A 23,091-nucleotide genomic window follows, 5' to 3' on the forward strand; every position below is an offset into this window, starting at 1 on the left:
TCGAGCTGCCGATGCACGAGCCGATCGATCTGGTCGATTCAGCTGAACGAACCCGCACAGCGCTTGCCACTGTCGTGGCACTGTTTTCAGAGGCTTGGGCGACCGGGTTCCCACCCGACCTGTCGGCATACCTACCCTGTGAACCGGTTGATCGGCGGACGATATTGATCGAACTGATCAAGATCGACCTCGAATACCGCTGGCTTCGTCATCACTTTCCCAAACGACTGACCGAATATCGTGCGGAATTCGCAGAGCTGCAGAATGGTCCGCTGCCGGCCGAGCTGGTCTACGAGGAATACCACGCCATGCGCCGCGGTTGCCCCGCCGCCGATGCGGCTGCCACGTTTGCTGAGGCCGCTTCCACGGCCGGCCCTGAACCGGCATGGCTCAACAGTGATTACCGCAGCACGATGATTGCTCGTCCCCGTGCCCAAGTCGTTCTCGACGCCATCGATGTCGGCGACCATATCGACGATTTCGATCTCCTGATGAGGATCGGATCCGGTGCCTTCGCCCAGGTGTATCTCGCTCGGCAGCAATCGATGCAGCGACTGGTCGCGGTCAAGATTTCCCACAACCACGGCATCGAGCCGCAGACCCTCGCCCAGCTGGACCACGACTACATCGTGCGCATCTACGACCAGCGACTCATCGCCGATGGCGAGCTGAAGCTGCTCTACATGCAGTACCTACCCGGAGGAACACTGCTCGATGTGCTGCGCTCACAGCGCGCTACGCCCGCGGAACACCGCAGTGGGCAATTGCTGCTCGATGCCATCGACGAGGTACTCGCGGAGAAGGGCGAGGTTCGGCCCACCGAATCTGCGGTCCGGAGCCGGACCGCCGCGCTGACGTGGCCGGAGACCGTCGCCTGGCTGGGCCGCCGACTCGCGGACGCGCTTCAGCATGCGGCCGAACGAGGGGTGTTGCATCGAGACATCAAACCCGCGAACGTGCTGCTGAGCGCCGAGGGAATCCCCAAGTTGGCCGACTTCAACGTCAGCTCCAGCAACCGCATCAAGGGCACGAGCCCTCTGGCGTACTTCGGCGGTTCACTGGCGTACATGTCGCCCGAACAGCTCGAGGCCTGCCATCCGGACTTGCCGACGACCGCCGCCGACCTCGACACTCGAAGCGACATCTTCGCGCTGGGTGTCATGCTGTGGGAGCTTCTCACGGGCCGCCGCCCATTCGCGGACGAAGTGTCCGCCGGCGAGTCGGAGACGTCGCTGGCCCGCATGCTCGAGCTGCGGCGCAGACCGATCGAGCCGGAGTTCCTGTCGGAGCTTCCGCCGGATTGCCCGATGGCGCTGCGCCGAGTGCTGTTGAAGTGTCTGTCGCCCAACCGCGAAGACCGCTACTCGTGCGGCACGGAATTGGCTCAGCAGCTCGACTTGTGCCTCGAGGACAGGGCCCGTGACCTGGTCTACCCGCCGCCGAACAGTTGGCGGGCACGACTTTCACGACGGCCCACCCTCATCCTGTGGTCGTCTTCGCTGGTCGGTGTCGGCCTAGCTCATATCTACGGGGGCGTACACATGCGGGGACTGCTCGCCGACCGCCTGACCGATGCCACCATCCTGCAGCTCCTCAGGGGCGTCATCGTTTTCGAGCTCTGTGCCTTGCCCTTGTCCGTCCTCGTCTACGCATACATGTCGCGCGATTTGCTCGCGGTTCCGCGCGGCTTGCGCCATGGCAGACGCTACGACGAGGTAAAGCTCGCGCGGGTGCGGTCGCGAACACTATTTTGGGGCGACTTGTGTGCGATGAACACTCTTCTGTTCGCGGTTCTCGGGACCGTGACAGGGGTGATGCTGCTTGTCCGGTTTACCGACCTCCCGGCGCGGATGGTGGTCCATGCGGTAACGACCGTTCTGGTGATGGGCACCGTCTCGGTTGCCTACACCTTCTTCCTTTCGACGTTCTACGTCGTCCGCTGTGTCTATCCCATCTATTTGCGCCACGGCCGCACCACTGCGGACGACTCTGCCGATCTTCGCGCTCTGCGTCGCAGAACCACGGTCTTTCTCGCGGTAACGGCGTCAGTGCCGCTGGTCGGGGTGCTGGCCGGATTCACGACCCTCGAACCCGAGGAGCTTCCGCTCGTGCGCGATTCGGTTCTGGGGTTGTGCGCGGCCTCCGGGCTCGCATTCGTTGCCGTCTACTGGTTGTTCCGCAAGCTGGACGCAGACCTGCGCGCGCTCGAGCGGGTGGTCTAGCAAATCAGCCGCGGCCTGCCCGCTTCTACCTGCGCCGCCTCCTCCACACTCCATCGGCAGAAGCATCGCGCTATCCGGGACTCATCTCACAAGGAGGTGCTCGGCGTTGAAGCTACGCCGCGTTTCATTCGTCGCTCATCGCGCGGGGTGCGCGGAAGCCCGGCTGTGCCGTGCGGATGGATTCGCGAGTGCCTTCGGTGGCGGCCAGGACACGCAGTATCAGCGCGCAACCGAGGAACCCGAAGATCACCATCAGGGTGACGGCGATGTGCGGCACGGCTTCTCCTTTATGTCGGGGGTTTGCGCCCGGCGCGCGTGCGCGCGTACGGGTTCCCACTTCATACCTCCGATGCTGGTCAGGTCGCTGATCCTGACGGTTTCTTTACGGTGGTGTCTCGCGTCGTTGACAGGATCCGAGCGGGCTCGGAAAGGCCGACCGGTACGAGATCGAGCTGGATGCCGCGTCCGGGAGTCGCTCGGCGAAGCACCGCACCGATGGCAACAAGTTGGCAAACACTGTGCCGGCGTCGAAGTCGGAGCCTCTCCGCATGATGTGCGGTTTGCCGGTGGTGCGATGTGACCTATGGCCAAATGATGTGGTTTGCGACACACTTTTCTGCATCACGCAGTTACTGTGTAGCTATCATTCTTGACGTACGTGTCCGATAACCAGCGGTCAGGGGAGCTGTTCCAAGTCGAATCCAGCGAGAGGGCGGTCGCATGACACGTCGGTGTGGAGAATCCAAGACCAGCGCGTCGCGACGCGCCCTGCTGCCGATCGTCGGCGCGATACCACTGGCCGTCGCAGTGACCTGCTCCATCGCCACGGGCGATGCCGCGGCGCAGGCCGGCGTCCCGGCTCCCGCGGCTGTCGAGCAGCTCGGGACGAGTCCGGCACAGCCCGGTGCGTTCGGCATCCCGGCACTGCAGAGCGTCCCCGACTCCATGCTCGATCAAGCGAAAAACGCTGCAGCCGCTGCCAATGCCGCCATCGGCGGCGGGCTGCACTCGGTCGACAACAACTACCAGGACAGAGTCACCAACCTGAACGTGGGAAGCGGCGCCGCCGGGCTCGCCATCGGCGCGGTTGTGGGGGCTGTACCGACCGCAGTGATCGGAGCCGTGCCGGGAGCGGTTATCGGGGGTGCGGTCGGTGCGATTGCCGGCGGGATCGCGGGCGGCCTCGTCATGGCCATTCCGACTGTGGGGGTGGGCGCGCCCTTGGGAGCCGCAGGCGGCGCTCTCGCGGGGGCCGTGGTAGGTGCTGTGGTAGGTGCAGTGGTCTCCGGGGTGATAGCCGGTGTCACCGGTGGCATCGTGGGCGCAGCCGTCGGTTACGAGCTCGGCGCGGCCACCGGGACCGGCAACGGTTTGCAGGGCACTTAGCCTGAATTCGCCGGGCTCGAAAAGACTGACCGGCACTAGATCTCGCGTGGGCAGTGTGGGAACCCTAAGCTGTCGTCCGTGGATTCCGGGCGGGCAATGGTCGACGGGCGTTTCGAGTTGATCGAACCACTCGGCAGCGGTGGCATGGGCACGGTGTGGCGCGCATACGACATCGCGCTGCACCGTGAGGTGGCGTTGAAAGAGGTGCGGGCCGAAGGCGACGCGGGCTCGGCGGAGGTGCAGCGGGAACGGGTGCTGCGCGAGGCACGCGCGCTGGCGCGCATCACGCACCCGAATGTGGTTGCCATCCACCACATCGTGGACACACCGGCCGAGAAGCATCCGTGGATCGTGATGGAACTGGTCGCGTGCGGCTCGCTCGCGGACCGGCTGGACGAGGGGCCGATGTCGCCGGGCCAGGCCGCCTGGGTCGGTCGCGGCATTCTGGCCGGCCTCCGCGCCGCGCATGCGGTGGGCGTCCTGCACCGCGATGTGAAACCCCCGAATGTGTTGCTGCGCACCGACGGTTCGCCCGTCCTCACCGATTTCGGCATCGCCGCAGTGAACGACCTCACCGGTCTCACCTCCACCGGCAGCGTCGTCGGCTCCCTTCCGTACGTCGCCCCCGAACGCCTCCAGGGCCACGAGGGCAACCCCGCCTCCGACCTCTGGTCCCTCGGCCTGGTCCTGTTCGCCGCCGTCGAGGGCTACCAGCCCATGCGCCGCGACACCGACGTGGCCACCCTCGCCGCCGTCCTGATGGGCGCGGTCCCGCCCCCGCGCCAGGCGGGCCAGCTGACCCCGGTCCTGCAAGCCCTCCTGGTCCCCAACCCCGGCCACCGGCCGCCGGCCGACCAGGTCGACCAGATGCTCGCCCAGGTCACCCAGGACTTCACGCCGCCGTCGCAGAGTTTCGCGCCGTCGTCCCAGGGTGTCGCGCCGTCGTCCCAGGGTTTCGCGCCGCCGTCCGATGGCTTCACGCCGTCGCCCCAGGGCTTCTCGACGGCGTCCGGACCCCAGGACGCGCCGTTGTCACAGGGCTTCCCGGCAACGCCCCCGCCTCGAGGGTTTTCGACCGCACCGCAGCAGCAGGGCTTCCCGACCTCGCCACCGCCGACGGGATATCCGACAGTCCAGCAGCCTCACGGATTCACCGCATCCCACCCGTTCCCACCAGGCTCGCCGAACCCTGTCCACACTGCGCCGCAACGCAATTCGCGCCCTGTGATCCTCGCCGGCGTCGGTGTCGTCCTGGCTGTCGCCGCGGTGGCCGCCATCGCCCTGTGGCCCTCCTCCTCCGGCGGCGGCCAAGGCCAATCGGGTCAGCCGAACGTCCCCACCCAACCCACGGGCATCCCCCTGAGCGGCATCATCCCGCCCACCGTGATCGCCCCCACCACCGCCAAGGGCGACGCGACCACCGATCTGCTCACCCCGGACGGCGTCCGCAAGGCTGTCGCTGTCCTCGAAAAGGTCACGGGCGGTAAGCAATTCACCGAAACCACGATCTACCCGACCTACATCAGCACGGGCGCCCCGGTCCAGGGCCAGCCCAAGCTCTACGACCAGTTCTCCTACCGCAACGGCACCGCCAAACGCGACGGCCCCGGCAGTGAGCTGACCGAGCCCACCATCGACCTCGGCTCCATCAACTGGGACCTCCTCCCCACCCTCCTCACAGCCGCCGCCCAGCAACTCAACGTCCCCAAACCCACCAGTCGCTACATCATCGTCAATCCCGCCTGGACCTTCAACGACGACCAGCCCAGCCTGCTGGTCTACCTCTCGGACGACTACGGCGGCGCCTACCTGGCAGCCGGCCTCGACGGCACCATCGTCAAGACCTACCCCCGCAAGTAACCCCGCCGTTCAAGCCACGGTCGAGGACGGCACGGTCGGCTGGTGGGCATGGGTGTCGCCAATGCCTGTCGCTCGCGGCCACTGCCACCGATCGGCTGCCGATGCATCAGGCGGGGGTCGGCGCGGGCATCTACAACACCGCCCCGCAGGTGGGCCTGGTGCTCGGTCGTGCCGGGATCGGCGCGCTGATTCCGGCTCGGCTCGCCACGCACGGCATTCCGTCGGTCGGCGAGGGCTCCAGCGGACCACAGCGCAATCCGCGTTCAGCGTCGCGCCGGCGCGGTCGATGCAGGCCCGGAGAGCATCGCTCTCCGGGGCTTCTCCGCGTCCGGATTCGGCCGAAGTGCCAGGTCCTGACGGTTTCTTGATGGAAATGGGCGGTATGTCGACGACATCTCTGCGACACGCGGCGCGACCCTGTAAGCGGAGCGTCAATCCGACCCGCTGGGACGCTAAGAAGGCGTAAAGGACCTCGAAGTTGGGCTATCCGGGCGCTTGACTCACTCCGGCGCGTCTCAGGACGTGCCCGTAAGCAGAGAGGTTTCGAGACATGTCTGTCGTGGTGTTCACGGTGCTGACGGTGGCGATCTTCGCCCTGTTCGGCTTGATCCAACGCGGGGTGGAACGGCTGTGACGCAGAACATTATCGGTCTGGTCCTGGCCGTCGGTATCGCCATCTATCTGGTGGCGGCGCTGCTGTATCCGGAGAGGTTCTGAGTGAGCACGACAACAGCGGGGATCCTGTTCGCGGTATCCCTGGTCATCGCGCTGGCCGCGGTGCATGTGCCCCTGGGCGACTACATGTATCGGGTTTACAGCAGCGACAAGCATTCTCGGGCCGAGAAGGGCATCTATCGACTGATCGGCGTGCAGCCGGGCGTCGAGATGACCTGGGCCGTCTACGCGCGCAGCGTGCTGGCCTTCTCGGCCATCAGCGTGCTGCTCCTGTTCTTCCTGCAGCTGATTCAGGGCAAACTGCCGTTGCACCTGTGCGATCCGGGCACCAAGATGACCGCGGATCTGGCGTGGAACACCGCCATCAGCTTCGTCACGAACACGAACTGGCAGAACTATGCCGGTGAATCGACGATGGGTCACGTCGTTCAGGCCGTGGGCCTGAGCGTGCAGAACTTCGTCTCGGCGGCCGTCGGTATGGCCGTGGCGGTCGCGCTGGTGCGCGGCTTCGCCCGCCGGCGGACCGGCGACCTCGGCAACTTCTGGGTGGATCTGGTGAGGGGAACCACCCGTATTCTGTTGCCGCTGGCCGTGTTCTTCGCCATCGTGCTCGTCGCGGGCGGCGTCATCCAGAACCTGCACGTGTACGACCAGATCGCCCAGACGGTGGGCAACACCGGTTCGCAAACCCTGCCGGGCGGACCTGTTGCCGGCCAGGAGGCGATCAAGCTGCTCGGCACCAACGGTGGCGGCTTCTTCAACGTGAACTCGGCGCACCCGTTCGAGAACCCGACCGCGTGGACCAACTGGGTCGAGATCTTCATGCTGCTGGTGATCAGCTTCTCGCTGCCGCGGACCTTCGGACGCATGATCGGTTCCAAGAAGCAGGGTGTGGCCATCGCCGCCGTCATGGCGACCCTGGCCATCCTCAGCGTCACCGCGATGAATCTCTTCCAGCTGCAGCACCACGGCACGGTGCCGTCCGCCATCGGCGCGTCCATGGAGGGTGTGGAAACCCGTTTCGGCGTCTCGAATTCGGCGACCTTCGCCACCGCGACCACGCTCACCTCGACCGGTGCGGTGGACTCGGCGCACGACTCCTACACCAGCCTCGGCGGCATGATGACCATGTTCAATATGCAGCTCGGTGAGGTCGCGCCCGGTGGTACCGGTTCGGGTCTGTACGGCATGCTCATCCTCGCGGTGATCACCGTGTTCGTCGCCGGTCTGATGGTCGGCCGCACCCCGGAGTACCTGGGCAAGAAGATCACCCCGAAGGAGATCAAGCTCGCCGCTTCGTATTTCCTCGTCACCCCGCTGATCGTGCTGACCGGCACCGCCGTCGCCATGGCCCTGCCGGGCGAGCGCGCGGGCATGGCCAACTCGGGTCCGCACGGGCTCTCGGAGGTGTTGTACGCCTTCACATCCGCGGCCAACAACAATGGTTCGGCCTTCGCCGGTCTGTCCGGCAACACGGTGTGGTGGAACACCGCACTCGGTCTCGCCATGGTCTTCGGCCGCTTCATTCCCATGATCTTCGTGCTGGCACTGGCCGGTTCGCTGGCGGCGCAGGGTCACACCCCCGCCTCCGAGGGCACGCTGCCCACGCATCGGCCGCAGTTCGTCGGCATGGTCGCGGGCGTCACCGTCATCCTGGTCGCGCTCACCTTCCTGCCGATGCTGGCGCTCGGCCCGCTCGCTGAAGGAATCCACTCATGAGCACTCCCACCCTCGATTCCGCGCCGGCGGAACAGGCGCACGGCAAGCCGAAACGCGGTGTCTCGGCGGGGTTGTTCGACCCCAAGATGCTGGTGAAGTCCCTGCCGGACGCGGTCAAGAAGCTGGATCCGCGCATCATGTGGCGCAATCCGGTGATGCTGATCGTCGAGATCGGCGCGGTCTGGTCCACCATTCTCGCGCTGGTACATCCGACGTTCTTCGCCTGGGCGATCGTCGTATGGCTCTGGTTGACAGTGATTTTCGCCAACCTGGCCGAGGCCGTCGCCGAGGGCCGCGGCAAGGCACAGGCCGACACCCTGCGAAAGGCCAAGACCGACACCATCGCTCGCCGCCTGGTCGACTGGTCCCCGGGCGCGCGGGTGGTCGAGGAGAAGGTCGCGGCCCCCGAACTGCAGCGTGGCGACTATGTGGTCGTCGAGGCCGGCCAGGTCATTCCGGGTGACGGCGATGTCGTGGAAGGCATTGCCTCCGTGGACGAGTCGGCCATCACCGGTGAGTCCGCGCCGGTGATCCGCGAGTCCGGCGGTGACCGCTCCGCGGTCACCGGCGGCACCACGGTGCTGTCGGACCGGATCGTCGTCAAGATCACCCAGGAGCCGGGCGGCTCGTTCATCGACAAGATGATCGCGCTCGTCGAGGGCGCCTCGCGGCAGAAGACGCCGAACGAGATCGCGCTGAACATCCTGCTGGCCGCGCTGACCATCATCTTCGTGTTCGCGGTGGCGACCCTGCAGCCGCCGGCCATCTTCTCCAAGGCCAACAACCCTGGTGTGCCGGACAATCTGGCGCTGGACCTCAACGGTGTCACCGGCATCGTGATGGTCTCGCTGCTGGTGTGTCTCATCCCGACCACCATCGGCGCGCTGCTGTCGGCCATCGGCATCGCCGGCATGGACCGGCTGGTGCAGCGCAATGTGCTGGCCATGTCCGGGCGCGCCGTCGAGGCTGCCGGTGACGTGAACACGCTGCTGCTGGACAAGACCGGCACCATCACCCTGGGCAACCGCCAGGCTTCGGACTTCGTGCCGATGCCGGGCATCACCGCCGACGAATTGGCAGACGCCGCACAGCTTTCCAGCCTCGCGGACGAGACCCCGGAGGGCCGCTCGATCGTGGTGTACGCCAAGCAGGCGTACAACAAGCGCGAGCGCACCCCCGGTGAGCTGACCGGCGCCCACTGGGCGGAGTTCACCGCCCAGACCCGCATGTCGGGTGTGGACCTGGCCGACGGCCACCAGCTGCGCAAGGGCGCGGCCAGCGCCGTCACCGAATGGGTCCGCTCCCACGGCGGTCAGGTGCCGAACGAGGTCGGCGTGACCGTCGACGGCATCTCGGCGTCCGGCGGTACCCCGCTGGTGGTGGCCGAGATCAAGAAGGGCACCGCCACGCTGCTCGGCGTCATCCACCTCAAGGACGTGGTGAAGCAGGGCATGCGGGAGCGCTTCGACGAGATGCGCCGCATGGGCATCCGCACCGTCATGATCACCGGCGACAATCCGTTGACCGCCAAGGCCATTGCCGACGAGGCGGGCGTGGACGACTTCCTGGCGGAGGCGACTCCGGAGGACAAGCTCGCGCTCATCAAGAAGGAGCAGGCCGGTGGCCGCATGGTCGCCATGACCGGTGACGGCACCAATGACGCGCCCGCGCTCGCGCAGGCCGACGTGGGTGTCGCCATGAACACCGGAACGTCGGCGGCCAAGGAAGCCGGCAATATGGTCGACCTGGATTCCGACCCGACCAAGCTGATCGAGATCGTGGAGATCGGCAAGCAGTTGCTGATCACCCGTGGTGCGCTCACCACGTTCTCGATCGCCAACGACATCGCCAAGTACTTCGCGATCATTCCCGCGATGTTCGTGGTGCTGTTCCCGGGCCTGGACGTCCTGAACATCATGCGGCTGCACTCGCCGCAGTCGGCGATCCTGTCGGCGGTCATCTTCAACGCGCTCGTGATCGTGGGCCTGATCCCGCTGGCGCTGCGCGGTGTGAACTACCGGCCGTCGAGCGCGTCGAAACTGCTGAGCCGCAACCTGTACATCTACGGCCTCGGTGGCATCATCGCGCCGTTCATCGGGATCAAGCTCATCGACCTTGTCATTCAATTCTTCCCGGGGATGTCCTAATGCGTATGTCAGCCTGGATCCGGCAACACATCGCGGCGCTGCGCGCGCTGCTGGTGCTCACGGTGATCACCGGGATCATCTATCCCGCAGTGGTGCTGGGTATCTCGCAGATACCCGGCCTGAAGGACAAGGCGGACGGGTCGCTGATCACCAAGGACGGAAAGCTGGTGGGCTCCAGCCTGATCGGGCAGGCGTTCACCGACGGCAAGGGCAACGCGCTGGTGCAGTACTTCCAGACGCGGCCGTCCAACTCCGCCCCGACCGACGGCAGCATTCCCGACGGCTACGACCCGACCAACACCGCGTTCGGCAATATGGGTCCGGAGTCGGTGGTCGACACCCTCGACGCCGACCCGAAGAAGGACAAGCTGAGCCTGCTCAGCACCGTGTGCTCGCGTAGCGCGGCGGTCGGCCGGCTGGAGGGTGTGGATGGCAGCCGTCCGTACTGCACCTCCGGTGGCGTCGGCTCGGTGCTGGCGGTCATGGGTGACCGTGACTCGCACGGTCTGGTCACCCACCCGACCCAGGTGATCAGCGTCAACGAGGTCTGCTCGACCGATCCGAAGAACCCGACGACGCCGTTCATGCAGGCGTACGAGGGCGTCGAGGTGGAGTGCGCCAAGCGTGGCGAGGACTACTCGGCCGGTCGGATCGTGCCGATCCGCGGTGACGCGTCCTCCGACACCCCGGTGCCGACCGACGCGGTCACCGCCTCCGGCTCCGGCCTCGACCCGCAGATCTCCCCGGAATACGCCGCCATCCAGGTGGCAAGGGTTGCCAAGGCGCGCCACGTCTCCGAGGATCAGATCAAGGCCCTCGTCGATGCCCACAGGAGCGGCCGGGCCCTGGGCTTCATGGGTGAGCCCACGGTCAATGTCGTCGAGCTGAACTACGACCTGGACAGCAGGTACCCGTCCAAGGGCTGATCAGCCGACCCCTGGGGTCCGGTCGCTTCGCTCACGAAGGCGACCGGGCCCCTTCGCCATGTCGGCTAGCGGTCCGGTGAACACGTGGTGGGGTTGGGCAGCTCACCGCACGGCGTGTTGCCGTAGGACCGCAGCACATCCTTGCCGGTCCCGCCGGTGAGGAAGCGCAGGAACGCCGCGGCGAGTGAGTCGGCGGGGAGTTCGCCGTTGCTGTAGGCGTATTCGACGCTCCAGAACGGATAGGTGTGGTCGAGCACCTGGTCGCGGGTGGGGGAGTGACCGTCGATGGTCAGCATCTTCACGCCGGAAGTTTGTGCGGCGTCGGAGAATTCGCTGTAGCCGATCGAACCCGGCAGGTCGGCAATGGTTTTCAGCATGTCGGTGGTGACCGGGACCTCGCAGAAAGCGGGGCTCGGCGGGTTGGTGACCGCGACGGTGCGGCAGGACGTGGCGGCCGGCGTCGGCGCCTGGTCGTCGCCGAGCACATGCTTGCGGAACGCCTCCCGGCTGCCCGAGCCCAGCACCCGATTCACCACGCGCACCGGCAGATCCGGGCCGCCGACCTGCTGCCAGTTGTTCACGCGCCCGGCGTAGATGTCGCGGATCTGCTGTGTGGACAGATCGCGCACGCCGACCGGCGGGTTGACGATCATCGTGAACAGCGACATCACCAGCGAACGCGGGACCAGGCTCGGATAGCCGACCCCCTTCGGCCCGTCACTGATGGCGAGCAGCCCGGGATTGTTCCTGCCCTCCTCATCCACCCGGCTCAAACCCCGGTCGCTGCTGTCGAATTCGAAATCGAACTGCGCCGTCGAACAGTGCTCGGCGTAGGCGGTCGCGGCATTGCGCATGGCGGGCTCGAAGGCGGTGGAGCCGGCCAGCGTCAGTCTTCCCGAAATACAGTCCGCCGCATCGTTGTTCGGCTTGCTGTCACCCATGCCCATGACGAACTGCACGGCAATGACGGCGACCAGGAAACCGATGAGCGCCAGCAGTCTCGGCGACGCGCCTACGCGGCTGCGGGTCTCCGACACCCGCCCGCCCTTGAGCTTGGCTCGCACCACCGGCGGCGGATACTCGCCCGCCCCGGCCGTCCGCTGCAGGATGGCGAGGATCTTGTAGTGGTCGCCCCGGTCCATCGGCACCTTGGGCAGGTCGATGATGCCGACCCGATGCTGGGTGTCCTCGCGGCTGCCGATCCCGGTGTCCGGTTTCAGGCTGTCGCCCATGGCGTCATCGGACAATTCAGTCACGGCCATGCCGATCACGCGGCGGTGCGGAAAGTGGATGTGCAGCCCGACGCGATCGCTCTGCGGCGACGCGTAATCCGTGCTGTCCACATCGGTGATGCCGTTGTTCTCGATCCGGACCAGCACCACCGACAAATCCTGCAGATCCGGTGCGGCTCCATCACCCTCCGGCCGCAATTGGGGTAGCACTCCCGGAAAGACGGACTCGATCTCACCGGTGACGGGCGTGTCCATCTGCACCCGGTACCCCAGCCGCTTCCGCCCCACCAGCACGAATTCCCAGACGAAGGCCACGATCGGCACCGCGATACCGATGATGGCCAGCACGATGTCGAGCGGAAAACCGTTCACCGCAACCCCGAATTCTGTTGTCCTCCAGCCTTGCCGGTAGACAGTAGAGCTGTAAATGATCGATAAAGAAGCCGGGGCGTTGCGAACAGGTGCCGTCAAGATCGGCGGTCCAGTACGAACCGCGCTCTAACGTCGATCCCATGAACGACCGGGCGGATGAGCTGTCCGTATTGCGCCATGTGGTGAACCATCGGGGCGCGGTGGAACTATTGGATCTCCTCGCGCAGCAGCCGTGCACGGTGCGCGAGTTGCGCGCCGCGCTGGGCCTGCGCCGACCCGGGGTCTCCAGGGTGCTGCGCGTGGTCGTGGCCTACGGCCTGGTGACTGCCGAAGGAGTCGGCAGCTGGGATGACGCAATCACCGGCCTCATCGCGTTGACCGGACGCGGCTGGCGCACAGTCGAATTGCTGTCCAGCTTCGCGGTCTGGGAAGCCCTCTACGAGCACCCGGATTCAATACGTCACCACTGATCCCCACCGTGGGCCGACACGGCGACCGTGTGGCCCATGTGAAGTAGCGAATCGATGCATGTGCGGTGTTGGGGCCTACTGAACCGAGGCCGGTTCGACCGCCGGCGGATCGTGGGCTGGGGCTACCACCAGTCCAGGATGGGCTCGAGTTCGCGGGCGAGTTCGGAGGCCATGGACCGTGAATAGCTTGCGGTCAAATGGTGTTCGTCGTGGTAGATGAGGATGTTGCCCTCCACGACCGGGCAGATGTCGGGTTCGCAGAGCGCGTCGTTGGGGTCGATGAGGTGCATGTTCGGGAAGGCGGCGGCGGGCGCGGCGGCCGGGTTCTCCGTGCTGAGGGCCTCGGCGCGCGGGATGCCGCAGCTGAGGCGATCGCCGCCGCCGGCCAGGCAGTCGATGGCGCGGTAGCGAATGCCGTTGCGGCGCAGCCACGGAGTGTCACGGATGCCGATGAGCTGGAGGCCGCGGTCGGAGAGCGCCGACCAGACGTCGACGTAGTCCTGCGGGGTCTCGTCGCCGCCATTGTCGCTGGGGCGGGTGGCGGTGGTGAAGACGTAGTCGGGGCGCTCCACGCCGAGCCGGTCGATCACCTCGGACGACCAGTCGCGGCAGTCCGGATTCTGCTGGCCCTTGTACACGGGGTCCTCGGCGACCGTGAGCGGGCAGCCCATCTTCAGGTAGACGACGACCCGGAAACGATACTGCTCGCCCAGAATCTGCAAGGCCGGAATCCAGTGCTCGGCATGCGAATTGCCCACCACCGCCAGGGTGCGGTGCGCGTCGCGATCACCGTAGGTGCAGGTGGTGACCGCGCGGGTGTCGAAGTCGGAGATGCAGCCGTCGCGCGTGGGGTAGGGGATATCGGCGGGGGCTTCCTCGGTGGTGGGGCGCATCGGGGCGCGTGGCACCAGCGCGTGATCGGTGAGGGCCTCCGCGCCCGGATATTTGGCGGGATCCAGCTCGCCGACCGCGTGCGCCTTCGCACCCATGCTCCACTGCCAGGTGAGGGTCGAGCCGACCAGCAGCACCCCGACCGTGGAGACCGCCACCCCGGCGAGAACACGGCCGTACGCGGGGGTCGCGGCGGGCCGCGAGCGCAGCCGCAGCGGCTCCTCGACCAGATGATGGGTCACGAAGGCCAGCAGCAGCGAGATCAGGATGATGACCAGTCCACCCAGCCACCCGGCCCGGCGCTGATGCAGTTCACCCAGATAGAAGATGAGCATCGGCCAGTGCCACAGATACAGCGCGTAGGCGAACCCGCCGAGCTGCACCGCCGGTCCGGTGGCCAGCAGGCGATTCACCAGCGGCTGATCGGCGGTGTCGCGGCCCGCGCCCGCGAGAATCAGCGCGGCCGTGGCCAGGACCGGAATCAGTGCGGCCGGGCCGGGGAAGACCAGGGAGCCGTTCACCATCCAGCCACAGCAGGCGATGGCCGCGATTCCGGTCCAGGCGAACACTTCCCGCGTCGGTCTGGGCAGCCGGATCAGCGGCGCGGCCAGGGCGAGCAGACCGCCCACGAGCGGTTCCCAGGCGCGAGCGAAGGTGTCGTAATAGTTCCAGCCCTGCTGGGTCGAAACGCCCTCACCGGCATAGCGGAACGAGATGATGGCGGCGGCGGCGAATATCACCGCGAGCGCCAGCCGCAACACGCCGTCCTGTCCGGCGCGGCGCACCAGCGGGTACTCGACGGCCAGTTTCCACGCCCCCGCCCGGACCACGCGACGCAACACCCAGGCCACAGCGGCGACCGTCAGCAGCAGCGCCATATACATCTGCCCCTGTACCGACATCGACCACAGATGCTGCAGCGGGCTCACCGAGGGATCCGCGGCCAGATAGTCCGACCAGGACAGCGCTAGGTACCAGTTCTGGTAGTAGAACAGCGAGGCCAGCGTCTGGCCCGCGATATTCGACCAGCGTGTGTGGGGGAGCAGCACCACCGTGGCGGCGACGACCGCCGCCAGCACCACCACCATGGCGGGCAGCAGCCGGCGCAGCGTGCGCCGGATGGTGGTCATCACCCCCACCGATCCGCCGCCGGCGCGGCGCACCAGCATGCCGGTGAAGAAGAAGCCGGACAGTACCAGGAACACGTCCACACCGCCGGATACGCGTCCGGCCCAGATGTGGAAGGCGACCACCAGCGCGATAGCTACGCCACGCAATCCGTCCAGATCGCGTCGGTAGGCCCCGGGCCTGGTGGGGGCGGCCGGTGCGTCCTGTCGGTCGCTGCCCGGCGCGGTCGGGTGATCGGTGCTGGATATGGACATGGCGGCTGCCATTGTCGGTCAGGGGTCGCGGAAATTACCAATCGCCACACAGAAGAGGTCCGTGTTGGGCCGTTTGTCGCTGGTCAGGCAAATGCGAAATAGCGTAGCCACAGATATGGCGCGGCCACTGCAATCGTGACCGCAGTCACCGGAATGCCCTTCCGGGTGAATTCCCAGAACGAGATCGGATGGTCCGAGCGGCGTGCGATGCCGAGCATCACCACATTCGCGCTGGCCCCGACTGCTGTGAGATTGCCACCGAAATCCGCGCCCAGTGCCAGCGCCCACCACAGGGCGTTCGCCTGGGCCGGGTGATCGACGTGCTCCACCAGCTGGGCCACCAGTGGACTCATGGTCGCCACGTACGGGATGTTGTCGATGACCCCCGACAGCACCGCCGAGACCACGAGTATCAGCATGGTTGCCACGAGCGCGTCACCGCCGGTGAGTTCGGTCGCGGATTTCGCCAGACGGGCGATCACACCGGTTTTCACCAGCGCCCCGATCATCACGAACAGACCGGCGAAGAACAGCAGCGTTTCCCATTCCACCGCGGACAGGTAATCCCGTTGTGGCAGACCGGAAATCAGCACCAGTGCGCCCGCGCCGAGCAATGCCACCAACGAGGGTTGGAGGTGGAAGATCGGGTGGCCGAAGAATCCCGCGAACACGGCGGCGAGCACAATTCCGCACTTGATCAGCAGCTTCGGATCGCGAATCGCCTCGCGCTCGTTCAGCTGCATGATGTCGGCGGCGCGTTCGGGATCGACATCGAACGAGCCCTTGAACAGGCGCGGCAGCAGCAGGGTGAACACGGCCAGCGTGATCAGCACGATCGGTGTCAGATTCAGGAAGAAGTCGTTGAACGACAGCCCCGCCCGGCTGCCGATGATGATGTTGGGCGGGTCGCCGACGAGGGTCGCGGCGCCGCCGATATTGGAGGCCAGCACCTCGGCGATGAGGAACGGCGCCGGCGGCACCTCGAGGCGCTCGCACACCAGCAGGGTGACCGGGGCGATGAGCAGCACGGTGGTGACATTGTCCAGGAAGCCGGACGCGGTGGCGGTGATGAACACCAGCAGGATCATCACCCGCAGCGCGGATCCCTTGGCGCGCTTGGCCGCCCAGATCGCGACGTACTCGAAGATGCCGGTCTGCCGCAGTACCCCGACGATGATCATCATGCCGAGCAGCAGGTAGATGACGTTCCAGTCGATGCCGGTCTCGTGCGAGTAGAAGACGTCGTCGGAGTCGAGGATGCCGATGCCGATGACCACGCCCCCACCGACCAGTGCCGCGATGGTCTTGTGCACCCGCTCCGAGGCGATGAGAACGTAGGCGACGACAAAAACGGCGATGGCGACAGCGGTCACGACGGCCGTCCCGGCGGGCTCAGTTCGCCAGCGCCACCTCGAGCAGCCGCGAGGACGTGATCACGCCGAGCAGCGTCTCGCCGTCCTGCACCGCCACCAGCGGCGACTTGTACTTCGCCATCAGCGCGGCCACCTCGACGATATTGTCGTCGGCCTTCGCGGCCGGAATCTTGGTGAGCCGCTCCGGAATCACATCCCGAACCTTCTTGCCCCGCAGCCGCTTCACCACCTGTCCGCACATGGACTCGTTCAGCACCCCCGCCAGCGACGGATCGTCCTGCACGTACTTCGGCACGATGAACAGCACCACCTGCGACGCCGGCAACACCGAATGCGGCGCCCCCTTGGCATCGGTCACCAGAATCCCGGGTAGTCGATGCTCGGCCAGCAACTTCGCCGCGTCGATCGCGTCGGAGTCCAGATCGATCACGGGATAGTCCTCGGCCATCTGAGCGGCATGCATATGTGCAGGATACGACGAATAGCCGAGCGTTCACGGCAGCAGAATACGTCAAGATCGAAAACGGATACCGCATCGAAACTCCCAGGTCGGACCGTGCGGCCCGAGGTTTCGGACCGGCCGACCAGACTTCCCGGCACGCCGTCTGTAGAGATTTCGTCAACGGTACCGCGAACGGGTTTACCTGTCGCCCGGGTGGCTCAGCTCATACACCCGGCAGGCGGCCCGGATGACCGGATGGGAGACGTTGCGGACCTCGACACCGCCAGCGGTGCGGCCGAATTCGGTGCCGCCGTGGGCGTGGCCGTGGATGGCGAGGGCGGCGCCGGCCGCGTCCACCGCCTCGGCGAGATCGTGACAGCCCAGGCCCGGGTAGATCTTCGGGGGCTCACCGGCCAGGGTGTCGACGACGGGGGAGAAGTGCATGAGGGCGATGCGGAGGTCGGTGTCGAGGGACTCCAGGGCGGCGCGCAGGCGAGTGGCGTCGGCGGGGCCGCGGCGGAACCGGGCGCGGTGTTCGACACTGCCCTCGGCGGGATTGCCCGGGTGGCCGGGGAAGCCGCCGCTGCCGCCCATCACCCCGGCGATGCCCAGGCGAATCCCGTTGACGGGCAGGGTGATCGCGGTTCCATCGAGCATGTGGACGCCGATCTCGCTGAGCCGCACCGAGATCCGGAAGCCGAGCCGGCGGTCGTGATCGTGATTGCCCAGGACGGCGACGACCGGGACCGGCAGCTCCTCGATCTCGGCGCACAGCGCGTCGGTGTCGCGCAGGGTGCCGCCGTTGGTCAGATCACCGGCCAGCAGCAGCACATCCGCGCGTTCACCCAGTTCCACCAGGGCGGGCCGGAATCGGCCGCGCATGCTCTCGCGCATGTGCAGATCGCCCACTGCCGCGATCCGGACGCGTCCGGAATCGCTCTCACCACCGCCCATACCGTCAGCCAGCCACAGAACCTTCTCGGCTGTCAACGCTATTCGGGCTGTGGCCGATGCGGGCCTACTCGCCCAGGGGCTCCAGCCGCAGCGGGACGCCGATCCGGTTCCACAGATTGATCTGCGCGGTCACCGCGACCAGACCCGCCCGCTGGCCCTCGTCGAAGTGCTTCTCCACGCCCGCCCAGATCTCGTCGCTCACCCCGTGCGAGCCGAGTTGCGTCGCGGCCTCGGCGTATTCCAGCGCGGCCTGCTCGGCCGGGGTGAAGAGCTCCGACTCCCGCCAGGCGTTGAGGTGCCACAGCCGCCGCTCGGTCTCGCCCTCCTTGCGGGCCTCGGTGGAGTGCATGTCGATGCAGAACAGGCAGCCGTTGATCTGTGAGACCCGGATCTTGACCAGTTCCCGCACGGTGGCGTCGAGGGGTCCGCGACGGATCGCGGTCTCGGCGGCGATCCAGGCCTTGTAGACCTCGGGGGCTGCCTGCTGCATGTTCAATCGCGACATGGTGTCGTCCTTCCTCCGGTTCGTTTCCACACCAAGGACGAGACAGGGCCCGCGGACGTGACGGGTGGGCTGCTGTGGCCTCGATCACACCGGAATGGCGCTGGTCGCGGCCGCAATTGCCGCCGGGTTCCCGGACCAGGTTCCAGGTGGACCGGTCGGCTCGTTCGGTCCGGAGGGTGGCGTTTGCCGTAATTGTGCGAAATGCGGCGCGGCGGACAATAATCCGCACGTGGGAACAGTTCTGCTGATCGCGCTGGGTCTGCTGTGCTTCGTCACCGGACCCGCATTGGCGCTGGTTGTCGTGCTCGCCGTGCGAGGGTCGGCGCGGGCCGCCGCCGCGCCCCGGTCCGGACGCCGTGATGCCGGACGGATACCCGTCGGCGTCGGCCAGGGCAATCGCCGGTAGCCACGGGATCGCCTGCGCGACGGCCGGGTTCCGGTGGATCCCCCCGGCGATCCACCGGAACCCGGCCGGACACCGGATCACCCCTGAACCGGTGCGCGGGAACCGCTACGGCCGCGTCATTGCGGCATAGCGGGCGATGTGCTGGTCGGTGGTGCCGAACTCGTACTGCACGGCGGTCAGGCGCTTGAAGAAGTGGCCGATGGCCAGCTCCTCGGTCATGCCCATGGCGCCGTGCAGCTGCACCGACTCCTGGCCGATGCGCCGGGCGGCGCGGCCGATGGTGGCCTTGGCGGCCGAGGCCGCGCGGGCCCGCTCCGGTGCGGGGGCGTCCAGCTTCAGCGTCACCAGATACGTTGCGGCCACGGCCTGTTCGAGCTCCAGCAGCATGTCCACCATGCGGTGCTGCAGCGCCTGGAAACTGGCGATCGGGACGCCGAACTGCTGGCGCTGCTTGGTGTAGGCGACGGTGTCGGCGACGACCTTGCGCATGGCTCCGACCGCCTCCGCGCACACCGCCGCGATGGCCTCGTCCAGGGTGGCGGCAATGGCCTCGCCCGCGTCCGCGAGCACCAGGGCGTCGGCGGGCACGCGCAGGGCCTCGAAGGTCAGGTCCGCGGCCTGACGTTCGTCGATGGTGCGGTACGGGCGTGCGGTGAGCCCGGCGGGCGGATGGGCGGCGTCGAAATCGACCACGAACAGCGCGATGCCGCCGTCCAGTCGCGCGGTCACCAGCAGGTGGGTGGCCAGCGGTGCGGCGGTCACCACCGTCTTCTCACCGGTCAGCACCCAGTCGTCACCGTTGCGGACCGCGGTGGTCGCGACAGCGGTGTAGTCGTAGCCGGATTGCGGTTCCAGCGCGGCGAATCCGGTGACCACGTCGCCGGCGGCGATGCCGGTCAGCAGATCCTCGGCCCGCTTGCCGTCGGCGCGCCGCAGCAGGCCGCCGCCGACCACCACGGTGTCCACGTACGGCTCCAGCACGAGTGCCGCGCCCAGCGCCTCGGCGATGATCATGGTCTCTACCGGGCCGCCCCCGATGCCGCCCACCGACTCCGGCAGGCTCGCCCCGAGAATCCCGACCTCCTCGGCCAGCCCGCGCCACACCTCCGGTTGCCAGCCCGCCCCGGTGCGCGCCGCCGCGCGGCTGGGCTCGAGCGGATAGCGCGCCGCGAGGAACTCGGTGACGGTGTCGCGGAGCAGTTCTTGTTCGGCGGTGAAGGAGAAGTCCATGGCTACAGTCCCAGGGTGGCTTTGGCGATGATGTTGCGCTGAATCTCGTTGCTGCCGGCATAGATCGAGCCGGCGCGGTCGTTGAAGTACCGCAGCGGGGCGACCGCCTGCCAGTCCGCGCCGACGACGAAACCGTCGGCGGGCGGGGTGAAATCGGCGATCGGGCCGCCCGGCATGGTGGCGTGCGGCTGATAGGCGCGACCGCGCGGACCCGCAGCCTCCAGCGCGAGCTCGGTGAGCGCCTGACTCAGCTCGGTGCCGAGGATCTTGATGGTGGACGCGGCGGGGCCCGGATCCTTGCCGCTGGAAACCAGTGCGAGGGTGCGGTATTCGAGGATCTCCAGCACGTCCGCGCGCAGGCGGGCATCGGCCAGCTTGGCGGCGAAGGCGGGGTCGTCGATGAGCGCGCCGCCGCTCGGGGCGACCTGCTGCGTGGCCGCCTGGGCGAGCTCCTCGGCCATGACCTGCAGGGCCGGGGCCGCCGCGCCGCCGCCGCGCTCGAAGTTGAGCAGGTACTTGGCGACGGTCCAGCCGTCGTCGATGGCGCCCAGCACGTTCGCCTGCGGCACCCGCACCTGGTCGAAGAACACCTGGTTCTGCACCTGCTCGCCGGAGGTCATGACCAGCGGGCGGATCTCGATGCCCGGGGTGCGCATATCGATGAGCACGAAGGTGATGCCCTGCTGCTTCTTGGCCTGCCGGGAGGTGCGGACCAGGGCGAAGATCCAGTTGGCCTCGGTGGCGTGCGTGGTCCAGATCTTCGAGCCGGTGACGACCAGGTCCTCGCCGTCGGGCACCGCGGCCATGGTCAGCGAGGCCAGGTCCGAGCCCGCTTCGGGCTCCGAATAGCCCTGGCAGAAGAAGACCTCGCCGGTGAGGATGCGGGGCAGGAAGAAGTCCTTCTGCTCCGGGGTGCCGAAGGCCATGATGGCGTGCGCGACCATGCGAATTCCCATGGGGGACAGGTTCGGTGCGCCGGCCAGGGTGCATTCGCGGCCGAAGATGTAGTGCTGGGTCAGGCTCCAGTCGCAGCCGCCGTACTTCACCGGCCATGCCGGGGCGGCCCAGCCGCGCTCGTGCAGGATGGCCTGCCATTGCATGCTGGCCTCGTGGTCCGGGTAGACGCTCGTCGCCAACCGTCCCGCACGGCGAAGATCGTTGGTTAACTTTTCGTCGAGGAAGCTGCGCACTTCATCACGAAATGCCAGATCGGCAGGCGACCAGTCGAGGTCCACGATGACTCCTTGTCCGAGAACTAGCACTAACCATCTCATCGCATCACCCGTGCTGGCAAATGTGCTGGCACCTGCCCTCACTTCAATCCCTTGACATTCCATTGTGGAGGTTTATCCTTGATTTATGTTCCACTGTGGAACATATGAAGCGTCCGACCGAGAGGATCGACATGGACATCACCACCGGCACCCGCGCCTCCGACGCCGAGCGCGCCCAGATCGCCGACCTTCTCGGCCGCCACGTCTCCGACGGCCGCCTCGACCTGGCCGAATACAACGAGCGCCTCACCCGGGTCTACGCCACGGCCACCCGCGAGGACCTCCAACTGGTCCTCCAGGACCTCCCCAAACTGCCAAAGACCGTTGCGCCGCAGTCCATCTCCCGCACCCGATTCCCCATCTGGCAGCAGATCGAAGGCAGCGCCTGGCTCGGCGCCAGCCTCCTCTGCCTCGTCATCTGGGCCGCAATCTCCCTCACCGCAGGCGAATTCACCTACCCCTGGCCGGTCTGGGTCATCGTCCCCTGGGGAGCGGTCCTCGTCTTCCGTGTCGTCATGGGCTGGGAATCCGCCGCCTGGAACCGCTACCGCACCCGCTGACCCCGCCGCTCACCCAGCGTGCCGCACCTCCGATGCAGGAGTGCGGCATGCTATTCGGCTGTGGGCGTCGGCAGTCGCTTCAGCGCTGAGTGATTCGGGCGCGGAGGGCTGAGGCGAACCAGTCGAAAGTGGGGCCGAGGTCGGGGAGCGCGGGCCAGGCGTTGATGGTGGCCACCAGTCGCCAATAGCGTTCTACACGTGGGTCGTTGGCGATTTCCAGGCGGTTCAGGATCCATGCTCGGAGATTGCGGTCGTCCGGCTTGGCGAAGGTTTCGGCGTAGCGGGCTGTCAGGGTGTCGAGGACAGGTGCTGCGGCGGGGCTTTCGGGGGCGATGCCATCGGTCAGGGCTCGGCCGACTTCGATGCGGACGGCCTCGGTGAGATCGTGGTGGAGGCCAGTGTCGTCGCCGGCGGCGCGTTCCTCGGCCTGGTAGTCCGCCATGCGGCGGACGGCGGCTCGAAATTCCTTGTCCCGCACCAGTTCCACCAGGTCCATCCAGGCGCCGACCTGGTCGGGGGTGGGGTCGTCGGGGAGTTCCGGCGTGGTCGAGCGGAGCAGCTCCAGGACGGCGGGGTTGCCGTCCACGGCGCCGAAGGTGTCGTCGACGAAGTCGTGAATGATGCGGGCGCGTTCGGCTTCGGACAATTGCACCAGTTTGTGCATGAATCCCATCTCCTTGTCATCCGATCCCCGGTTGGCCACCGCGCGGAGCACTGCGCGCCGGAGCCGCAGTACGCGGATCTGTACGTCCACCGCCTCGGCGTGCGCGGTCGCGACCTCGGTCAGGGAGGTTTCGCGGGACAGCACGCGCCGCACGGTCGCCAGGTCCATGCCCAGTTCGCGCAGGGTGCGTACCAGTTCCAGGCGTGCCACGGCCTCGATGTCGTACAGCCGGTAACCGCCGGGGCTGTACATGGTCGCCGGAACGATCCCCTTGTCGGAGTAGAACCGAATGGTCTTGACCGTCAGGCCGGTGCGTTCGGCCAGCGCCCCGATCGTGTAGAGCGTTTCGTCGTCCATGCGTCAACCCTGGTGCTTCCCCTTGGTGGAGACTCAAGTCCTCG

At 67.0% G+C, this 23,091-nt stretch carries 20 protein-coding genes; 10 read left to right on the forward strand and 10 right to left on the reverse strand.

What is annotated here, in order from left to right; genetic code table 11:
- The first annotated feature begins 11 nt into the window (after positions 1–11).
- Positions 12–2,222 (forward strand): serine/threonine-protein kinase, encoded by a 2,211-nt coding sequence (locus tag ACQP1O_RS09800; protein ID WP_433565510.1) that lies wholly within the window; start codon positions 12–14, stop codon positions 2,220–2,222.
- Positions 2,223–2,346: 124 nt separating this feature from the next.
- On the opposite strand, the gene ACQP1O_RS09805 is transcribed toward ACQP1O_RS09800, so the two are convergent.
- Positions 2,347–2,499 (reverse strand): hypothetical protein, encoded by a 153-nt coding sequence (locus tag ACQP1O_RS09805; RefSeq protein ID WP_433565511.1) that lies wholly within the window; start codon positions 2,497–2,499, stop codon positions 2,347–2,349.
- Between the two features lie 443 nt (positions 2,500–2,942).
- Between ACQP1O_RS09805 and ACQP1O_RS09810 the strand changes: the two genes are divergently transcribed.
- The 6 genes from ACQP1O_RS09810 to ACQP1O_RS09835 all read left to right on the forward strand — a co-directional run bounded on the left by ACQP1O_RS09810 (position 2,943) and on the right by ACQP1O_RS09835 (position 10,935).
- Positions 2,943–3,608 carry a hypothetical protein gene (locus ACQP1O_RS09810; RefSeq protein ID WP_433565512.1) on the forward strand — a complete coding sequence of 222 codons (666 nt, stop codon included), beginning with the start codon at positions 2,943–2,945 and terminating at the stop codon, positions 3,606–3,608.
- A gap of 78 nt (positions 3,609–3,686) precedes the next feature.
- The gene (locus ACQP1O_RS09815; protein ID WP_433565513.1) at positions 3,687–5,468 is read left to right on the forward strand and encodes a protein kinase domain-containing protein; all 1,782 of its coding nucleotides are present in this window, start codon (positions 3,687–3,689) and stop codon (positions 5,466–5,468) included.
- Positions 5,469–6,098: 630 nt separating this feature from the next.
- A complete protein-coding gene (gene kdpF, locus ACQP1O_RS09820; protein ID WP_120737472.1) occupies positions 6,099–6,185 on the forward strand; it encodes a K(+)-transporting ATPase subunit F in 87 nt (28 codons plus the stop codon).
- Positions 6,186–7,862, forward strand: coding sequence for a potassium-transporting ATPase subunit KdpA (gene kdpA, locus ACQP1O_RS09825; protein WP_433565514.1), 1,677 nt, complete (start codon positions 6,186–6,188; stop codon positions 7,860–7,862). It begins immediately after the preceding gene.
- Positions 7,859–10,009: a potassium-transporting ATPase subunit KdpB gene (gene kdpB / locus ACQP1O_RS09830; protein WP_433565515.1), complete on the forward strand. Its 2,151-nt coding sequence runs from the start codon at positions 7,859–7,861 to the stop codon at positions 10,007–10,009. Before kdpA ends, kdpB begins: the two co-directional genes overlap by 4 nt.
- Complete coding sequence (locus ACQP1O_RS09835; RefSeq protein WP_433565516.1) at positions 10,009–10,935, forward strand: potassium-transporting ATPase subunit C; 927 nt, start codon at positions 10,009–10,011, stop codon at positions 10,933–10,935. Before kdpB ends, ACQP1O_RS09835 begins: the two co-directional genes overlap by 1 nt.
- Positions 10,936–11,000: 65 nt before the next feature.
- On the opposite strand, the gene ACQP1O_RS09840 is transcribed toward ACQP1O_RS09835, so the two are convergent.
- On the reverse strand, positions 11,001–12,539 hold the full coding sequence (locus tag ACQP1O_RS09840; protein WP_433565517.1) for a substrate-binding domain-containing protein: 1,539 nt from the start codon (positions 12,537–12,539) through the stop codon (positions 11,001–11,003).
- 140 nt (positions 12,540–12,679) lie between these two features.
- Here ACQP1O_RS09840 and ACQP1O_RS09845 point away from each other — a divergent pair, with 140 nt between their 5' ends.
- A complete protein-coding gene (locus ACQP1O_RS09845) occupies positions 12,680–13,009 on the forward strand; it encodes an ArsR/SmtB family transcription factor (RefSeq protein WP_433565518.1) in 330 nt (109 codons plus the stop codon).
- A gap of 122 nt (positions 13,010–13,131) precedes the next feature.
- Here the strand turns inward: ACQP1O_RS09845 and ACQP1O_RS09850 are convergent, their stop codons facing one another.
- From ACQP1O_RS09850 to ACQP1O_RS09870, 5 genes are all read right to left on the reverse strand, one after another.
- Positions 13,132–15,282 carry an acyltransferase family protein gene (locus ACQP1O_RS09850; RefSeq protein ID WP_433565519.1) on the reverse strand — a complete coding sequence of 717 codons (2,151 nt, stop codon included), beginning with the start codon at positions 15,280–15,282 and terminating at the stop codon, positions 13,132–13,134.
- Positions 15,283–15,365: 83 nt separating this feature from the next.
- Positions 15,366–16,655, reverse strand: coding sequence for an ArsB/NhaD family transporter (locus ACQP1O_RS09855; RefSeq protein ID WP_433565520.1), 1,290 nt, complete (start codon positions 16,653–16,655; stop codon positions 15,366–15,368).
- A 19-nt stretch (positions 16,656–16,674) separates the two neighbouring features.
- Positions 16,675–17,118, reverse strand: a complete 444-nt coding sequence (locus ACQP1O_RS09860; protein WP_433565521.1) for a CBS domain-containing protein — start codon at positions 17,116–17,118, stop codon at positions 16,675–16,677.
- A gap of 177 nt (positions 17,119–17,295) precedes the next feature.
- Positions 17,296–18,006 carry a metallophosphoesterase family protein gene (locus ACQP1O_RS09865; protein ID WP_433565522.1) on the reverse strand — a complete coding sequence of 237 codons (711 nt, stop codon included), beginning with the start codon at positions 18,004–18,006 and terminating at the stop codon, positions 17,296–17,298.
- A 109-nt stretch (positions 18,007–18,115) separates the two neighbouring features.
- Positions 18,116–18,556: a carboxymuconolactone decarboxylase family protein gene (locus tag ACQP1O_RS09870; protein ID WP_433565523.1), complete on the reverse strand. Its 441-nt coding sequence runs from the start codon at positions 18,554–18,556 to the stop codon at positions 18,116–18,118.
- 229 nt (positions 18,557–18,785) lie between these two features.
- On the opposite strand from ACQP1O_RS09870, the gene ACQP1O_RS09875 reads away from it, so the two are divergent.
- Positions 18,786–18,962, forward strand: coding sequence for a hypothetical protein (locus tag ACQP1O_RS09875; protein ID WP_433565524.1), 177 nt, complete (start codon positions 18,786–18,788; stop codon positions 18,960–18,962).
- Between the two features lie 105 nt (positions 18,963–19,067).
- On the opposite strand, the gene ACQP1O_RS09880 is transcribed toward ACQP1O_RS09875, so the two are convergent.
- Both ACQP1O_RS09880 and ACQP1O_RS09885 read right to left on the reverse strand, forming a co-directional pair.
- Positions 19,068–20,192 (reverse strand): acyl-CoA dehydrogenase family protein, encoded by a 1,125-nt coding sequence (locus tag ACQP1O_RS09880; protein WP_433565525.1) that lies wholly within the window; start codon positions 20,190–20,192, stop codon positions 19,068–19,070.
- 2 nt (positions 20,193–20,194) lie between these two features.
- Positions 20,195–21,427 (reverse strand): acyl-CoA dehydrogenase family protein, encoded by a 1,233-nt coding sequence (locus ACQP1O_RS09885; protein WP_433565526.1) that lies wholly within the window; start codon positions 21,425–21,427, stop codon positions 20,195–20,197.
- Positions 21,428–21,570: 143 nt separating this feature from the next.
- Between ACQP1O_RS09885 and ACQP1O_RS09890 the strand changes: the two genes are divergently transcribed.
- Positions 21,571–22,026, forward strand: coding sequence for a DUF1707 SHOCT-like domain-containing protein (locus ACQP1O_RS09890; RefSeq protein WP_433565527.1), 456 nt, complete (start codon positions 21,571–21,573; stop codon positions 22,024–22,026).
- Between the two features lie 79 nt (positions 22,027–22,105).
- Here the strand turns inward: ACQP1O_RS09890 and ACQP1O_RS09895 are convergent, their stop codons facing one another.
- Positions 22,106–23,047, reverse strand: coding sequence for a MerR family transcriptional regulator (locus ACQP1O_RS09895; protein ID WP_433565528.1), 942 nt, complete (start codon positions 23,045–23,047; stop codon positions 22,106–22,108).
- Between the last annotated feature and the right edge of the window lie 44 nt (positions 23,048–23,091).

This window comes from Nocardia sp. CA-151230, assembly GCF_050942175.1.
GTDB lineage: Bacteria > Actinomycetota > Actinomycetes > Mycobacteriales > Mycobacteriaceae > Nocardia.

Bases quoted from the DNA above. Each gene is read 5' to 3' on its own strand.
- ACQP1O_RS09800 (WP_433565510.1), top strand. From the start codon at position 12: ATGCACGAGCCGATCGATCTGGTCGATTCAGCTGAACGAACCCGCACA.
- ACQP1O_RS09810 (WP_433565512.1), top strand. From the start codon at position 2,943: ATGACACGTCGGTGTGGAGAATCCAAGACCAGCGCGTCGCGACGCGCC.
- kdpB (WP_433565515.1), top strand. From the start codon at position 7,859: ATGAGCACTCCCACCCTCGATTCCGCGCCGGCGGAACAGGCGCACGGC.
- ACQP1O_RS09835 (WP_433565516.1), top strand. From the start codon at position 10,009: ATGCGTATGTCAGCCTGGATCCGGCAACACATCGCGGCGCTGCGCGCG.
- ACQP1O_RS09845 (WP_433565518.1), top strand. From the start codon at position 12,680: ATGAACGACCGGGCGGATGAGCTGTCCGTATTGCGCCATGTGGTGAAC.
- ACQP1O_RS09850 (WP_433565519.1), bottom strand. From the start codon at position 15,282: ATGTCCATATCCAGCACCGATCACCCGACCGCGCCGGGCAGCGACCGA.
- ACQP1O_RS09860 (WP_433565521.1), bottom strand. From the start codon at position 17,118: ATGCATGCCGCTCAGATGGCCGAGGACTATCCCGTGATCGATCTGGAC.
- ACQP1O_RS09870 (WP_433565523.1), bottom strand. From the start codon at position 18,556: ATGTCGCGATTGAACATGCAGCAGGCAGCCCCCGAGGTCTACAAGGCC.
- ACQP1O_RS09880 (WP_433565525.1), bottom strand. From the start codon at position 20,192: ATGGACTTCTCCTTCACCGCCGAACAAGAACTGCTCCGCGACACCGTC.
- ACQP1O_RS09890 (WP_433565527.1), top strand. From the start codon at position 21,571: ATGAAGCGTCCGACCGAGAGGATCGACATGGACATCACCACCGGCACC.
- ACQP1O_RS09895 (WP_433565528.1), bottom strand. From the start codon at position 23,047: ATGGACGACGAAACGCTCTACACGATCGGGGCGCTGGCCGAACGCACC.